The following is a 14,399-nucleotide window of genomic DNA, read 5'->3' on the forward strand; positions in this document are numbered from 1 at the left end:
CTCGCATGACTGAAACCACTCCCGCCTCCACGCGCCTGCGCCCGCTGGCCGACTCCTCCCCCGCCGCCATCGTCGCCGGGTTCGTCGCCATGCTCACCGGCTACACCAGCTCGCTGGTGCTGATGTTCCAGGCCGGCCAGGCCGCGGGGCTGAGCACCGCGCAGATTTCCTCGTGGATCTGGGCGCTGTCCATCGGCATGGCCCTGACCACCATCGGGCTGACCCTGCGCTACCGCACGCCCATCGTCATCGCCTGGTCCACCCCCGGCGCGGCGCTGCTGATCAGCAGCCTGCCCGGCGTGCCGTATGGCGAGGCCATCGGCGCGTTCATCGTCTGCGCCGCACTGATCACGATCTGCGGCGTCACCGGCAGCTTCGACCGCCTGATGCGCCAGGTGCCCGGCTCGCTGGCCTCGGCGCTGCTGGCCGGCGTGCTGTTCCGCATCTGTATCGAGATCTGCAACGCCGCGCAGCAGCAGACGGCGCTGGTGGTGGCGATGTTCGTCAGCTACCTGATCGCCAAGCGCCTGTCGCCGCGCTATGCGGTGTTCGCTGCGCTGCTGGTTGGCGTCGCCCTGGCCGGTTTCCTCGGCCTGCTCAACTTCAGCCACTTCCAGCTGGAGATCGCCCGCCCGGTATGGACCACGCCGAGCTTCTCGCTGGCCGCCACCATCAGCATCGGCATCCCGCTGTTCATCGTCGCCATGGCCTCGCAGAACATGCCGGGGCTCGCCGTACTGCGCGCCGACGGCTACCAGGTGCCCGCCTCGCCGCTGATCTCCACTACCGGCATCGCCTCGCTGCTGCTGGCGCCCTTCGGCTCCCACGGCATCAACCTGGCGGCCATCAGCGCGGCGATCTGCACCGGCCCGGAAGCCCACGAGAACCCGCACAAGCGCTACACCGCCGCGCTCTGGTGCGGACTGTTCTACGGCATCGCCGGCATCTTCGGCGCCACCCTGGCGGCGCTGTTCGCTGCGCTGCCCAAGGCGCTGGTGCTGTCGATCGCTGCGCTGGCGCTGCTCGGCTCGATCACCAATGGTCTGACCAACGCCATGGCCGATGCGCGCCAGCGCGAAGCGGCGATGGTCACCTTCCTGGTCACCGCCTCGGGGTTCACCCTGTTCTCCGTGGGTTCCGCCTTCTGGGGCCTGGTCGCGGGCCTGCTGACACAGCTGGTACTGAACTGGCGCCGCGCGCTGTAAGACCCTTCTGCTAGCATGCGGGCGTTTGCCCGAACCGGATCGCCCGCATGCTGCACACCCTGGCCGTCGCCAATTACCGCTCGATCAACTCGCTGGTGCTGCCGCTGGGCCGGCTGAACCTGATCACCGGCGCCAACGGCAGCGGCAAGTCCAACCTCTACCGTGCCCTGCGCCTGCTCGCCGAGACCGCGCAGGGCGGCGTAGTGAACGCCCTGGCGCGCGAAGGCGGGCTGGAGTCCACCTTCTGGGCCGGCCCGGAAAGCCACTCGCGGCGCATGCGCTCGGGCGAAGTGGAAGTCCAGGGTGGCCCGCGCAACGAGGTGAAGCGCCTGCGCCTGGGCTTCGCCGGCGAGGACTTCGGTTACGCCATCGCCCTCGGCCTGCCGCCACCACCGGTGGTCAGCGCCTTCGGCCTGGACCCGGAGATCAAGCACGAGAGCATCTGGGCGGGTCCCTGGTATCGCCCCGCTTCGCAGCTGGTGGAACGCAACGGCCCCATGCTGCGCGCCCGCGAAGGCCGCAGCTGGCAGGTGCTGGAACAGCACATCCCGACCTTCGACAGCCTGTTCACCCAGATCGGCAGCGGTTCGGACTGCCCCGAAGCACTGCTGCTACGCGACCAGATTCGCGGCTGGCGCTTCTACGACCACTTCCGTACCGACGCCGACGCCCCGGCGCGCCAACCGCAACTGGGCACCCGCACGCCGGTGCTGCACCACGACGGCCGCGACCTGGCCGCCGCGCTGCAGACGATTCGGGAAATCGGCGATGCCAATGCCCTGGAAGCCGCCATCAGCGACGCCTTCCCGGGCGCCGAACTACAGATCGATTGCCAGCTTGGCGGGCGCTTCGCCGTGGCGCTGAAGCAACACGGCTTGCTGCGCCCATTGAGCGCCGCCGAACTCTCCGACGGCACCCTGCGCTACCTGCTGCTGGTCGCCGCCCTGCTCACCCCGCGCCCGCCGTCGCTGATGGTGCTCAACGAGCCGGAAACCAGCCTGCACCCGGACCTGCTGCCGGCGCTGGGGCGGTTGATCATCGAGGCGTCGAAACACACCCAGGTCTGGGTCGTATCCCACGCCAGCCGGCTGATCGCCACGCTGGAGGAACACCCCGAGTGCAACTGCCTGCACCTGGACAAGGAACTGGGCCAGACGCGCATCCGCGACCAGGGCATGTTCGATGCCCCGGCGTGGCATTGGGCGGATTGAGCTCGGAGTCAGGCAACAGTATGGCGTAGGAGCGGACTTTGTCCGCGATGGACAACCGGGCAGCTCGGAGCGAAGGGAAAACCATCGCGGACGGAGTCCGCTCCTACGCTCACGAGAACCATGGACACCCGATGGCGGGTGCAGTAGCGAATCAGGCGGGCGCCTGCTCCGGTGCGCTCTTGGCCACGCCACGGCTGACCCACCAGCCGAAGATGCCGGCGGTGAAGAACATCAGCACGCCGTAGATCGCCGCCGGAATCGCCATGGTGCTGTTGTTCAGCAGCATCGGGCTGAGCGCCAGGGCAATGGCCAGGGTGCCGTTGTGGATGCCGATCTCCATGCCAATGGCGATGGACTGCGGCTTGGACAGCTTGAGCAGGCGTGGCACCCAGTAGCCCACGGCGAGGCTCAGCAGGTTGAAGCTCAGGGCGGCGGCGCCGACGATGGGGGCGTAGGCCAGGAAAGTCTGCCAATCCTTGGTCACGGCCACGCCGATGATCACCGCCAGCAGCAGCGCCGAGAGGATCTTTACCGGTTTCTGCAGCGCCGCCGCCACGCTCGGCAGCAGGCGCCGCACGATCATGCCGATGGCTACCGGCCCCAGGACGATGACAAACACCTGAAGCACCTTGCCGAATTGCAGCGGGATGGTCTGGCCGTCGTTCATGAAGTACAGCAGGGACATGTTGACGATCAGCGGCATGGTGAGGATGGCGATCACCGAGTTCACCGCGGTCAGCGTGATGTTCAGCGCCACGTCACCGTGGGCCAGGTGGCTGTAGAGGTTCGCGGTGGTGCCGCCGGGGGATGCGGCGAGCAGCATCATGCCCACGGCCAGCGCGGCTTCGAGGGCAAAGCCGACGGTAATGAGGAAGCACGCAAGAGGCAGCAGGATGATCTGGCAGACCAGGCCGATGAGCACCGGCTTGGGATAGCGCACCACGCGGGCGAAGTCGGCGACGGTCAGGGACAGGCCGAGGCCCAGCATGATGATGCCCAGGGCGATGGGCATGAAAAGCGTCAGCAAGGGATCGTTGGTCATTGTCATTATTCTCCAACTGGGGTGGGCCGATTGTTTCGGCCTCTTGGGCGCTTGTAACTGGCCTTGCAGGCCAAAACCACTTCATCCTGTAACAGAATGCAAAGACTTGTAGCGAACGGGATGGGATCTTGCGGATGGGACGGTTTAGGAGCGGGCCATACTCGCGATCACGGGCATCGCCCGCTCCTGCACGTTGATGCCGCGATCAACGGCTGCGTATGAGCGGATTTATCCGCGATCGATTCCCCGCCGCTCCGAGCTAGCCGGCACCCCATCGCGGACGGAGTCCGCTCCTACGAGATGATCTGCGCTCGGGGTTGCACCGCGAGGATCAGATCGCCGTCGCCCCGCCATCCACCGGCAGCGCGACGCCCGTGGTGAAGCCTGAGTGGTCGCTGCACAGGTACAGCACCGCGCTGGCGATTTCCTCGACGCGGCCGACGCGGCCCACCGGGTGCATGGCGGCGGCGAATTCGGCTTTCTTCGGGTCAGCCTCATAGGCGCGGCGGAACATGTCGGTGTCGATCACCGCCGGGCAGACGGCGTTGACGCGGATTTTCTTCTTCGCGTACTCGATGGCGGCGGACTTGGTCAGGCCGATCACCGCATGCTTGGAAGCCGCGTAGATGCTCATCTTCGGTGCGGCGCCCAGGCCGGCGACCGAGGCGGTGTTGACGATGGCGCCACCGCCCTGCTCCAGCATCACCGGGATCTGGTGTTTCATGCACAGCCAGACGCCCTTGACGTTGACGCCCATGATGGCGTCGAACTCGCTCTCCTCGCCGTCGGCGAGCTTGCCCTTCTCGATCTCGATACCGGCATTGTTGAAGGCGTAGTCCAGGCGGCCGTAGGCGGCTACGGTGCCTTCCACCAGCGCCTTGACCTCGGCGTCGCGGGTCACGTCGCAACGGATGAAGGTGGCCTCGCCACCGGCGGCGCGGATCAGCTCGACGGTAGCTTCGCCGCCCTTGGCGTCAACGTCGGAAACCACGACCTTCACGCCCTGCTGGGCAAAGGCCTGGGCGGTGGCACGGCCGATACCGTTACCGGCGCCAGTGACCAGGGCAACCTGGCCGGAAAGCAGCTGACTCATGAGCGAACCTCGAAGCGGTTTGGGAAATAACCGTCGCAGTCTAGCCAGCGCTCCAGCGGCGCGAAGCACTATCAGGCGGGGCGACGTTCCTGCATCCATGGCGATGATGATTCCTGCAAATCCGGATCACTGGAACCGATGGGCGAACATTCCTCCGGCGGACGGAACTTGCCCCGGCGCGGCAGGCGGACTATCACCTAGGCTTTCCCCTGACTGAGTCCACTGCCATGTCTGCCCAGATCAACCGCCAGTTCCAGCTTGCCCAGCGCCCGGTCGGCGCCGCCACCCGCGACACCTTCGCCTATGTGGAAACCCCGGTCGGCGAACCTGGTCCGGGGCAGATCCTGGTGAAGAACCAGTACCTGTCGCTGGACCCGGCCATGCGCGGCTGGATGAACGACGCCAAGTCCTACATCGCCCCGGTAGCCATCGGCGACGTGATGCGCGCCCTCGGCGTGGGCAAGGTGGTCGCCTCGCAGCACCCGGACTTCAAGGTCGGCGACGAAGTGAACGGCGCCCTCGGCGTGCAGGATTATTTCCTCGGCGAGCCGAAGGGCTTCTACAAGGTCGACAGCCAGCGCGCGCCGCTGCCGCTGTACCTCTCGGCGCTGGGCATGACCGGCATGACCGCCTACTTCGGCTTCCTCGACGTCGGCCTGCCCCAGGCTGGGGATACCGTGGTCGTCTCCGGCGCCGCCGGCGCGGTGGGCAGCGTGGTCGGGCAGATCGCCAAGATCAAGGGCTGCCGCGTGGTCGGCATCGCCGGTGGCGCCGACAAGTGCCGCTACCTGATCGATGAACTGGGCTTCGACGGCGCCATCGACTACAAGGCCGAGGACGTCAATGCCGGCCTCAAGCGCGAGTGCCCCAAGGGCGTGAACGTGTTCTTCGACAACGTCGGCGGCGACATCCTCGACGCCGTGCTGGCCCGCCTGGCGCCCAAGGCGCGGGTGGTGATCTGCGGCGCGATCAGCCAGTACAACAACAAGGAAGCCGTGCGCGGCCCGGCCAACTACCTGTCGCTGCTGGTCAACCGCGCGCGCATGGAGGGCATGGTGGTGATGGATTACGCCCACCGTTTCCAGGAAGGCTTCAAGGACATGGCGACCTGGATCGGCGAAGGCAAGCTGAAATCGAAGGAAGACATCGTCGAGGGCCTGGAAACCTTCCCCGAGACCCTGGCCAAGCTGTTCAGCGGCGAGAACTTCGGCAAGCTGGTGCTCAAGGTCTGAGGCGCCGTAGGAGCGGACTTCGTCCGCGATGGTCTCCGGCGCGACGCGCGCCAATCGCGGACAGAGTCCGCTCCTACCCGAAGCCGAGCATCGGCGGGCAGCCGGCAACCTTGTAGGAGCGAGCTTGCTCGCGAACGCTCTTGCCGGCGACACCGGTGCCGGGCGGGTTCGCGAGCAAGGATTAGGCGTCCCCCTCGGTCCTGCAAGATCAACAGCCCATGCCCCCTGGCCCTGGCTGCGCGCCCCGCTCCTGAAGGAGAGGGAACTGAAACCGCCGCATCAGCCGGCACACTCGACCCCCTCTCCCTCTGGGAGAGGGTTGGGGTGAGGGGTAAACCTTGCACTGAAGTTGCCTGCAGAGGCTGGCATGGCTTTCCGCCCTCTATCTCGATGATTTCCGACAAGCTCTGAAGCGCCTTTCCAGCTAGGATTTCCCTTGGCCGATTCCAAGGAAGATCCCCGATGTCCCTCGCCCGCTGGCTGCCCGGTCTGGACAGCCTGCTGCACTACCGTTCCGACTGGCTGCCGCGCGATATTCAGGCTGGCCTATCGGTGGCTGCGGTGCAGATTCCCACTGCCATCGCTTACTCGCAGATCATCGGCTTCCCGCCGCAGGTCGGGCTTTACGCGTGCATCCTGCCGATGCTGATCTACGCCATTGTCGGCAGCTCGCGGCAACTGATGGTCGGCCCGGACGCCGCCACCGCCGCCATGGTCGCGGCGGCCATCACTCCCCTGGCGGCGGGCAATCCGGAGCGGCTGCTGCAACTTTCGATGATCGTCGCGGTGCTGGTGGGCGCGCTGTCCATCGCCGCCGGTTTCGCGCGTGCCGGCTTCGTCGCCAGCTTCCTGTCGCGCCCCACCCTGGTGGGCTATCTCAACGGCATCGGCCTGAGCCTGATCGCCGGCCAGCTCGGCAAGATACTCGGCTACCACAGCGAGACCAGCGGCTTCGTCCGCGGTCTGATCGCCCTGGTGCGCAACCTCGCCGATACGCACCTGCCGACGCTGGCGCTGGGCGTCGGCACCCTGGCGCTGATGATTCTGCTGCCACGTCGCTACCCGAAGATTCCCGGCGCGCTGATCGGCGTGTTGTTCGCCTCGGTCATCGCCGCCCTGTTCGGCCTGGATCAGTACGGCATCAAGCTGCTGGGCGAGGTGCCGCAAGGCCTGCCCCACCTGACCTGGCCGAAGACCAGCGTCGAGGAGGCCGGCAGCCTGTTCCGCGATGCCATGGGCATCACCATCGTCAGCTTCTGCAGCGCGATGCTCACCGCCCGCAGCTTTGCCGCTCGCCACGGCTATGCCATCGACGCCAACCACGAGTTCATGGCGCTGGGCATGGCCAACATCGGTGCGGGGATTTCCCAGGGCTTCGTCATCAGCGGTGCCGACTCGCGTACCGCGGTGAACGACATGGTCGGCGGCAAGAGCCAGATGGTCGGCGTGGTCGCCGCCCTGGTGATCGGCGTGGTCCTGCTGCTGTTCAGCAAGCCGCTGGGCTGGGTGCCGATGCCAGCGCTGGGCGCGGTGCTGCTGATGGCCGGCTGGGGCCTGATCGACTTCCGCGCACTGCGCGGTTTCTGGGCGCTGAGCCGGTTCGAGTTCGGCCTGTGCGTGCTGACCACGGTCGGCGTGCTCAGCGTCGGCGTACTGCCCGGCATCTTCGTCGCCATCATGCTGGCCCTGCTGCGCCTGCTCTATCTCACCTACCGCCCGCACGACGCGGTGATGGGCTGGGTGCACGGCATCGACGGCCAGGTGGAAATCGAGCAATACCCCAACGCGCGCACCTTGCCGGGGCTGGTGATCTACCGCTTCGACGCACCGATCCTGTTCTTCAATGCCGACTACTTCAAGCAACGCATTCTCGAGGTGGTGGCCCAGACGCCGAACGCCCGTGCCGTTCTGCTCAACGCCGAAGGCATCCTCAACCTGGACATCAGCGGCCTGACCACGCTACGCGAAGTGCAGCAGACCTTGGAGGCCCAGGGCGTTTACCTGTCGCTGGCGCGGGTCACCGGCGAAACGCTGGCCCTGCTCAAACGCTCGCAACTGCTGGGCGAAGTGAAGCCGCCGCTGGTCTTCAGCTCGGTACGGGCAGGGGTCAATGCCTACCGGCGCTGGCACCAGCAACGCAAGCGTGAACAGGAAGCGGGCGAGCGCGCCGCAGCGGCGTCACAGCCGGAACTGCCCCACCAGCCCCTGTAGCTCGCGGCTGAGCTGCGCCAGCTCGACGCTGGACGATGCGGTGGACTCCATGGCCTGCGCCGATTCGTCGGCGATGCCACGGATGCTGGTGACGCTGCGGCTGATTTCCTCGGCGACCGCGCTCTGCTGTTCGGAGGCGGCGGCGATCTGCTGGTTCATCTGGTGGATCACCGCCACCGCCGAGGCGATGTTGCCCAGCGCGGCCTCGGTCTGTACCGCGTCACCCACGGTCATCTCCACCAACGCGTGACTGCGCTGCATGCGCTGGACCGACGTGGTCGCGCCGCTCTGCAGGGCGGCGATCAGCGTCTCGATTTCGGCGGTGGACTGCTGGGTGCGCCGCGCCAGCGCCCGCACCTCGTCGGCCACCACGGCAAAGCCCCGGCCCTGCTCGCCGGCCCGCGCCGCCTCGATGGCGGCGTTGAGCGCCAGCAGGTTGGTCTGCTCGGCGACATTCTTGATCACCACCAGCACGCTGCCGATGCTCTGGCTCTCGCGGCCGAGCTGCTCGATGCTTTCGGTAGCCGCGCGCACGGCGTCGGCCAGTTGCTCGATGCGGCCAAGGGTCTGGCGCACCACATCCTGCCCGCTGGCGACCTTGCCATCGGCCTGTTCGGCGGAACTGGCGGCTTCCTCGGCGTTGCGCGCGACATCATGCACGGTGGCCGCCATCTGGTTCATCGCCGTGGCAACCTGGTCGGTCTCGGCCTTCTGCGAGTTCACCCCGTGCTGGGTGCGCTCGGTGACGCTGGACAGCGCCTGCGCCGACGCGGTGATCTGCCCCACGCCATTGCTGAGCCGGCTGACAATGCCGCGCAGGCTGTCGGCCATGCTGCCCACCGCGCCCATCAGTTGGCCGACCTCATCCTTGCGCCGCACCTCGATGCTCACGCTCAAGTCGCCCTCGGCGATGCGGCTGGCCATGCCGATCACCTGGCGCAGCGGCCGCACGATCATCCAGGTGATCAACAGCGAGGCCAGTGCGCCCACCAGCAGCGCCAGCGCCGCAGAAGCGACGATCAGCAGCGTATTGGTGCGCAGCTGGGTCTGCATGGCCGCCCGCTGCACCGCATAGGCGTCGTCGACCTGCTGCATGACCTGGGCCGCGCGGTCATTCATCTGCGCGTGGACCTGTTTTTCCTGCTCGAGGCTGGCGGTGTATTCGTCGAGCTTCTCGACGAAGGCGTTGATGTTGGTGATGACGTCCTTGAGCACCGAGACGTAGGTCGGGTCGGTGATGGCCTCCTGCAGCTTGGCGGACAGTTCCAGCGCCTCGGCGGCGGACTTGATACGCCCACCCTCGGCCTTCTCGCCGCTTTCGCCGCCGGCCTCCATGCGCGAGCGCGCCTCGTTCAGGCCCTGCAGCACCAGGCGATAGAGCTGGCTGACCTGGGCGGCCTGCTGCAGCAACTCCTCACCCTTCTGGCCCTGGGATTCCTTGAGTTCATAGGCGCCGTCATCGGCCAGGCTGGATTGCAGAATGTCCAGGCTGTTGGACGCACCGTTCACCGACCAGGTGGCGGCGTCCAGCGACAGCCGCCGGCTCTTGCTGGACTTCTCGAACTTCTCGAATGCCGCCAGATAATCGGCGATGCCCTGCTCCACCCGGGCCATGGCTGCCGCCTGGTCCGGCCGGGCCTTGAGCCGCGCCACCGCCTCGCCGAGATTGTCGGCGTGCTCGCGCAGGCGCTTGGCGGAAGCATCGCTGGCGTCGATGACGAAATCCTTCTCGCTCTGGCGCATCTCCAGCAGTTCGCGGTTGATGGTCGACATGTCGCCGAGCAGGTCGAAGCGCTGGGAAATGACGCGCAACGACGTCACGCCGATGACTGCCACCAGCGCAGTGAGCAACAGCACCAGGCCGAAGCCGATGGCCAGTTTCTTCGCCGTGCCCATGTCGGCCAGACGACGCTGCACGAAGGCAACCATGGCTACTCCCCCCATCCGCAATGGCGTTGCAGGAAATCCTCGTAGGTCTCCTGCTCGTTATCGGTGCTTGTGGGCGGAACATTAGGAGCGCTGCCCATCGACTGGATAGAGGGCGCGACGGTGATGGCACGGTGATGCTGCGCAGGGATACGTGGAGGTCGTATCCAGAACACTGAACAGGACTTTCCTGGCACGGATACGGAAATCGCCGACAGCGACCTGCCTGCCCGACCGTTCAGATTCCGACACCTGCCTTTCCACTCCAGGTGCGCGGATGAACGCCTTCTACCAACTGGTCCTGCAGCGCCCGCTGACGGGATTCGCCCACGAGCTCTTCCTGCCGGAGTTGTACCGCGAGCAACGCCGCCTCGACCCCCTGCTGCTGACGCGCGGGCATCTGCCGATTCGGCATTTCGTCTGCCCGCAGACCTACGACGAGGACAAGGGCGAATGGCTGGACTGCTGGTTCGAGGCCCAGGCCGGCTGGCGCCTGGTACAGGTCGTCGTCAGCCTGGTTCACGGCAGTACGCTGGAATTCACCCGCCGCGACGAATTGCTCTCGGAACTCTTCGCCCTCGGCGAGCGGCTGGACGAGGCGCGCCTCGGCGACATCCGCTGGCAACTCGGCCTGGAACTGGAATTTGCCTGACGTCGCAGCGCCAGGCGCGCAGCCCTACTTCGGGCGAATCATGCTGAAGGTGTCACGGGTGTAACTGTACTGGGTGCCGCCTAGACGGCCCACCAGGTCCAGCCGCGCCGGGTCGATGTGGCGTTCGTCCTGCATCACCGCATCGTCGATATGCGCCAGCAGCACTCGGGCGAAGATCAGCATGCTCGAGGGGTTTTCCGCCGGGTACGGCATGATTTCCGCCAACTGGCATTCGAAGGCCACCGGCGCGCCAACCACGCGGGGCGGCGCCACGCGTTCGCTGGGCACGGTAGCGATGCCGGCGTGCTCGATCTCGCTGACGCCGTGGGGCAGCCAGGCGGCGGTGGTGTTCATGGCGTCGGCCTGCGCGGCGCTGACCAGGTGGATCACAAGCTCGCCGGTCTCACGCACGTTGCGCAAGGTGTCCTTGACGCTGCCGTCGTCGCGCACGCTGGTGTTGACCAGCAGGGTCGGCGGCGAATCGCTGATGACCTGGAAGAAACTGAACGGCGCGAGGTTGCTTTGCCCCTCTTGCGACAGCGTGGAGACCCAGGCGATGGGCCGCGGCGTGACGGTGGAAGCCAGCCAGCGATAGGCCTCGGCCTTGGACAGTTGGGTGAAGTCGAGTTGCATGGGCATTTCCGGACAAATCGGTGGGAAGACGCGGACCGCGCCTGGCGGCCCGGCGGTGCGCGGCTCAGCGGCCGGCGCGGGATTCCTTGATGTAGAAACGCGCGCGGCTGGCCTTGTCGGAGCAACCGGTGTACGCCTCGACCTGCTGCTGGGTTTTGGCGGCGGTCAGCAGGCCCAGAGCCTTGGAGTAGCTGACGGTGCCGGCGAAGCCTTCGGCCTTGGCCAGGTCCAGTTCATGCCAGGCGGCGTCCAGTTGCGAGGCGCAGCTGTCGCGGTTGACGGTCTTGCCAGAGCAGCCAGCGACGGCCAGCGCCAGGGCGATGATCAGGGGAATGCGCGGCATGGCGGAACTCCTGGGAATATTCGCGGTGAATCCAGCTTAGAACGCGGCGCAGGGGCCTGCCGGATGGCGCCGCAGTATGCCATCGGACGGATGGCGTTCAAGCGACTACTACACTGTTTGACCACGGGCTATCCCGACAGGAGAAGGATCATGGTGCATCAGGGCAGTTGCCATTGCGGGCAGATCGCGTTCGAAGTGGAAGGGGATGTCGGTGAGGTCGTGTCATGCAACTGCTCGATCTGCCGGCGCAAGGGCTCGCTGCTCTGGTTCGTGCCGCGCGGCAAGCTGAAGCTGACGACTCCTGAGAGCGCGATGAGCACCTATACGTTCAACACCCATCGCATCGAGCATCGCTTCTGTCCTACCTGCGGCTGCGCCCCACTGGCCTACGCCAGTGCGCCGGATGGCACGCCGATGGCGGCAATCAATGTGCGCTGCCTGCCGGGCGTGGAACTCGCCGGGCTGACGGTGAAGGAGTACGACGGCAAGAGCCGGTGATTCCGCAGCAAGGTTGAAGATATCGCGGACAGAGTCCGCTCCTACGCACATGCGCGACCTTGTGTAGGAGCGGACTCTGTCCGCGATTGTCCAGCCGCCGTACCGGTTCACACAGATTCGCGAGCAAGCTCGCTCCTACAAAGAGCTAGCGCTCCGCGCGGAAGCGCAGGTACTCCACCACCTCGTCCTGCGTCCCACGAAACTCCACGCGCTCGCCCTTGCTCTCGCGCTGGAAGGCATACATCGGGTCGTAGTATTCGCCCAGCAGGCCCTCGATCCAGCCACGGTGCAGGTCCACCGCACCGCTGGCCTTCTGCTCCTCCAGGGCTGCATCCATGATCGCCGCCAGCCGCTGATAGCGCTCGCCGCCCAGCCGCTTGACGATGCCCGACAGGCTCTTGCGCAGGTAAGCCGCGAAGGAGTCGAAGCCGCCCTCCTCGCCCACTACCTGCACATGATCGGCGCACAGGTTCACCACGTAGTCCTTGAGGATGCGCTCCACGCGCTGCTCGAAACTGTCCTCCAGCCACACCAACGGGTAGTGCTGCATGCCCTGGTACAGCTCCAGCGGCACCGAGCAGCTGCCGACGATGCGGCCCTCATCCTCCAGCACGAACTGCTCCATGCCGGCGTGGCGCTTCTTCAGGATGTCGATGGCCAGGCGGTTCTCGAAGTCGATCTGCGCCGGCTGCGGCGTGGCGCGGCGGCCGAAGGCTGAGCCGCGGTGGTTGGCGTGGCCCTCCAGGTCCAGGCTGTTGGCCAGTTGCGCGATGACCTCGGTCTTGCCGGTGCCGGTCAGGCCGCCCACCAGCACGAACTGGCATTCCTCGGTGGCGGCGCGGGTGGTATCGAATAGGAAGCCGCGCATCGCCTTGTAGCCACCCACCACACGCGGGTAGTCGATGCCGGCCTCGGTCTTCAGCCACTGCTGGGTGATCTGCGAGCGCAGGCCGCCGCGGAAGCAGTACAGGTAGCCCTCGGGGTTGGCCTTGGCGAAGTTCGCCCAGGCTTCGATCCGCTCGGCCTTGATCTGGCCGCAGACCAGTTCATGGCCCAGGGCAATGGCCGCCTGTTGGCCATGTTGCTTGTAGCTGGTACCGACCTTCTGCCGCTCGATGTCGTTCATCAGCGGCAGGTTGATCACGTTGGGGAAGGCGCCCTTGCCGAATTCGACCGGGGCGCGCACGTCCATCATCTTCACATCGCCGAGGAACAGCTCGCGGTAGTGGCGGGTGTTGTCGCGCATCACTCCACCTCGACCGCGTGGCTCTGTCGGCCAACCAGCTCGCCGATGGGCGCCAGGTCCATGCCCAGCTCCCTGGCAGTGGCGAGGAACTGCGCCTCGCCTGCAGGCTCCACTGCCACCAGCAGGCCGCCGCTGGTCTGCGGGTCGCACAGCAGCAGCTTGTGCAGCTCGGGCAACGGCGCGATGCGCTCGCCGTAGCTGTCGAAGTTGCGCAGGGTGCCGCCGGGCACGCAGCCGGCTTCCAGGTAATGCTCGACGCTGGCCAGGCGCGGCACGGCGTCGTAGCGCACGCGAGCGGTCAGGCCGCTACCGTCGGCCATTTCCACCAGGTGGCCGAGCAGGCCGAAGCCGGTGACGTCAGTCATCGCCTTCACGCCGTCGAGCTTGCCGAAGCGCGCGCCGGGCTTGTTCAGGGTGCACATCCAGTCGCGGGCGACGCCCACATCCTCGGTGCGCAGCTTGGCCTTCTTCTCGGCGGTGGTGAGGATGCCGATGCCCAGCGGCTTGGTCAGGTACAACTTGCAGCCGGCGGTGGCGGTGTCGTTGCGCTTCATGAAGCGCTTCTCCACCAGCCCGGTGACGGCCAGGCCGAAGATCGGCTCAGGCGCGTCGATGGAATGCCCGCCGGCCAGCGGGATACCGGCTTCGTCGCAGACCTTGCGGCCACCGGCGATGACTTCGCGGGCGATTTCCGGCGCCAGCACGTTCACCGGCCAGCCGAGGATGGCGATCGCCATCAGCGGGTCACCGCCCATGGCGTAGATGTCGCTGATCGCGTTGGTGGCGGCGATGCGGCCGAAATCGAAGGGATCGTCGACGATCGGCATGAAGAAGTCGGTGGTGGACACCACGCCGCGCTCGGCGTCGATAGCGTAAACCGCAGCGTCATCGCGCGAGGCATTGCCAACCCACAGCTTCGGGTCGAGGTTCTGCGCGCCGCTGCCGGCGAGGATCACCTCCAGCACCTTGGGGGAAATCTTGCAGCCGCAACCGGCACCATGGCTGTACTGGGTCAGGCGGATCGGTTCGCTCATCGGGAGGCTCCGGCAGGGAAATCAAACGCCGATTCTAGCAAAGCCCGGCTTGGCTCGACCGGTGTGCCCGGCG

13 protein-coding genes and 1 pseudogene are annotated in these 14,399 nt (G+C 66.6%); 6 read left to right on the forward strand and 8 right to left on the reverse strand.

The window, feature by feature from the left end; genetic code table 11:
• Positions 1–5 precede the first annotated feature (5 nt).
• Together G4G71_RS23030 and G4G71_RS23035 are read left to right on the forward strand one after the other, a co-directional pair.
• Positions 6–1,205, forward strand: a complete 1,200-nt coding sequence (locus G4G71_RS23030; protein ID WP_169940456.1) for a benzoate/H(+) symporter BenE family transporter — start codon at positions 6–8, stop codon at positions 1,203–1,205.
• A 47-nt stretch (positions 1,206–1,252) separates the two neighbouring features.
• On the forward strand, positions 1,253–2,416 hold the full coding sequence (locus G4G71_RS23035) for an AAA family ATPase (protein WP_169940458.1): 1,164 nt from the start codon (positions 1,253–1,255) through the stop codon (positions 2,414–2,416).
• A gap of 151 nt (positions 2,417–2,567) precedes the next feature.
• On the opposite strand, the gene G4G71_RS23040 is transcribed toward G4G71_RS23035, so the two are convergent.
• Both G4G71_RS23040 and G4G71_RS23045 read right to left on the reverse strand, forming a co-directional pair.
• Positions 2,568–3,458, reverse strand: a complete 891-nt coding sequence (locus G4G71_RS23040) for a bile acid:sodium symporter family protein (RefSeq protein ID WP_169940460.1) — start codon at positions 3,456–3,458, stop codon at positions 2,568–2,570.
• Between the two features lie 331 nt (positions 3,459–3,789).
• The gene (locus G4G71_RS23045) at positions 3,790–4,551 is read right to left on the reverse strand and encodes an SDR family oxidoreductase (protein WP_169940462.1); all 762 of its coding nucleotides are present in this window, start codon (positions 4,549–4,551) and stop codon (positions 3,790–3,792) included.
• Between the two features lie 227 nt (positions 4,552–4,778).
• Here G4G71_RS23045 and G4G71_RS23050 point away from each other — a divergent pair, with 227 nt between their 5' ends.
• The gene (locus G4G71_RS23050) at positions 4,779–5,783 is read left to right on the forward strand and encodes an NADP-dependent oxidoreductase (protein WP_169940464.1); all 1,005 of its coding nucleotides are present in this window, start codon (positions 4,779–4,781) and stop codon (positions 5,781–5,783) included.
• Positions 5,784–6,245: 462 nt separating this feature from the next.
• Entirely contained in the window at positions 6,246–7,994 is a 1,749-nt protein-coding gene (locus G4G71_RS23055; protein ID WP_169940466.1) for a SulP family inorganic anion transporter, read from the forward strand.
• Here the strand turns inward: G4G71_RS23055 and G4G71_RS30280 are convergent.
• Together G4G71_RS30280 and G4G71_RS30285 are read right to left on the reverse strand one after the other, a co-directional pair.
• The gene (locus G4G71_RS30280; protein WP_420826027.1) at positions 7,962–8,843 is read right to left on the reverse strand and encodes a methyl-accepting chemotaxis protein; all 882 of its coding nucleotides are present in this window, start codon (positions 8,841–8,843) and stop codon (positions 7,962–7,964) included. The two genes, G4G71_RS23055 and G4G71_RS30280, sit on opposite strands and share 33 nt — an antisense overlap.
• Positions 8,844–8,867: 24 nt before the next feature.
• Positions 8,868–9,938 (reverse strand): annotated as a pseudogene (locus G4G71_RS30285) (HAMP domain-containing protein); the annotation flags it as partial.
• A 259-nt stretch (positions 9,939–10,197) separates the two neighbouring features.
• Here G4G71_RS30285 and G4G71_RS23065 point away from each other — a divergent pair.
• Positions 10,198–10,572, forward strand: a complete 375-nt coding sequence (locus G4G71_RS23065) for a hypothetical protein (protein ID WP_169940470.1) — start codon at positions 10,198–10,200, stop codon at positions 10,570–10,572.
• Positions 10,573–10,596: 24 nt separating this feature from the next.
• Here G4G71_RS23065 and G4G71_RS23070 read toward each other — a convergent pair whose 3' ends face one another.
• Entirely contained in the window at positions 10,597–11,205 is a 609-nt protein-coding gene (locus tag G4G71_RS23070; protein WP_169940472.1) for a flavin reductase family protein, read from the reverse strand.
• A gap of 64 nt (positions 11,206–11,269) precedes the next feature.
• Complete coding sequence (locus tag G4G71_RS23075; RefSeq protein WP_024767322.1) at positions 11,270–11,548, reverse strand: hypothetical protein; 279 nt, start codon at positions 11,546–11,548, stop codon at positions 11,270–11,272.
• A gap of 150 nt (positions 11,549–11,698) precedes the next feature.
• Here G4G71_RS23075 and G4G71_RS23080 point away from each other — a divergent pair, with 150 nt between their 5' ends.
• Positions 11,699–12,046 carry a GFA family protein gene (locus G4G71_RS23080; protein WP_054908434.1) on the forward strand — a complete coding sequence of 116 codons (348 nt, stop codon included), beginning with the start codon at positions 11,699–11,701 and terminating at the stop codon, positions 12,044–12,046.
• 145 nt (positions 12,047–12,191) lie between these two features.
• Here G4G71_RS23080 and mnmH read toward each other — a convergent pair whose 3' ends face one another.
• Positions 12,192–13,292, reverse strand: coding sequence for a tRNA 2-selenouridine(34) synthase MnmH (mnmH, locus tag G4G71_RS23085; protein WP_169940474.1), 1,101 nt, complete (start codon positions 13,290–13,292; stop codon positions 12,192–12,194).
• Positions 13,292–14,326, reverse strand: coding sequence for a selenide, water dikinase SelD (gene selD / locus G4G71_RS23090; protein ID WP_169940476.1), 1,035 nt, complete (start codon positions 14,324–14,326; stop codon positions 13,292–13,294). The genes mnmH and selD overlap by 1 nt, the downstream gene beginning before the upstream one ends.
• Between the last annotated feature and the right edge of the window lie 73 nt (positions 14,327–14,399).

The organism is Pseudomonas multiresinivorans, from assembly GCF_012971725.1.
GTDB lineage: Bacteria > Pseudomonadota > Gammaproteobacteria > Pseudomonadales > Pseudomonadaceae > Pseudomonas > Pseudomonas multiresinivorans.

What these genes read in the sequence shown, in the direction of transcription:
- G4G71_RS23030 (WP_169940456.1), top strand. Translation starts at nt 6, where the DNA reads ATGACTGAAACCACTCCCGCCTCCACGCGCCTGCGCCCGCTGGCCGAC.
- G4G71_RS23035 (WP_169940458.1), top strand. Translation starts at nt 1,253, where the DNA reads ATGCTGCACACCCTGGCCGTCGCCAATTACCGCTCGATCAACTCGCTG.
- G4G71_RS23040 (WP_169940460.1), bottom strand. Translation starts at nt 3,458, where the DNA reads ATGACCAACGATCCCTTGCTGACGCTTTTCATGCCCATCGCCCTGGGC.
- G4G71_RS23045 (WP_169940462.1), bottom strand. Translation starts at nt 4,551, where the DNA reads ATGAGTCAGCTGCTTTCCGGCCAGGTTGCCCTGGTCACTGGCGCCGGT.
- G4G71_RS23050 (WP_169940464.1), top strand. Translation starts at nt 4,779, where the DNA reads ATGTCTGCCCAGATCAACCGCCAGTTCCAGCTTGCCCAGCGCCCGGTC.
- G4G71_RS23055 (WP_169940466.1), top strand. Translation starts at nt 6,246, where the DNA reads ATGTCCCTCGCCCGCTGGCTGCCCGGTCTGGACAGCCTGCTGCACTAC.
- G4G71_RS30280 (WP_420826027.1), bottom strand. Translation starts at nt 8,843, where the DNA reads ATGGGCGCGGTGGGCAGCATGGCCGACAGCCTGCGCGGCATTGTCAGC.
- G4G71_RS23065 (WP_169940470.1), top strand. Translation starts at nt 10,198, where the DNA reads ATGAACGCCTTCTACCAACTGGTCCTGCAGCGCCCGCTGACGGGATTC.
- G4G71_RS23070 (WP_169940472.1), bottom strand. Translation starts at nt 11,205, where the DNA reads ATGCAACTCGACTTCACCCAACTGTCCAAGGCCGAGGCCTATCGCTGG.
- G4G71_RS23075 (WP_024767322.1), bottom strand. Translation starts at nt 11,548, where the DNA reads ATGCCGCGCATTCCCCTGATCATCGCCCTGGCGCTGGCCGTCGCTGGC.
- G4G71_RS23080 (WP_054908434.1), top strand. Translation starts at nt 11,699, where the DNA reads ATGGTGCATCAGGGCAGTTGCCATTGCGGGCAGATCGCGTTCGAAGTG.
- mnmH (WP_169940474.1), bottom strand. Translation starts at nt 13,292, where the DNA reads ATGCGCGACAACACCCGCCACTACCGCGAGCTGTTCCTCGGCGATGTG.
- selD (WP_169940476.1), bottom strand. Translation starts at nt 14,326, where the DNA reads ATGAGCGAACCGATCCGCCTGACCCAGTACAGCCATGGTGCCGGTTGC.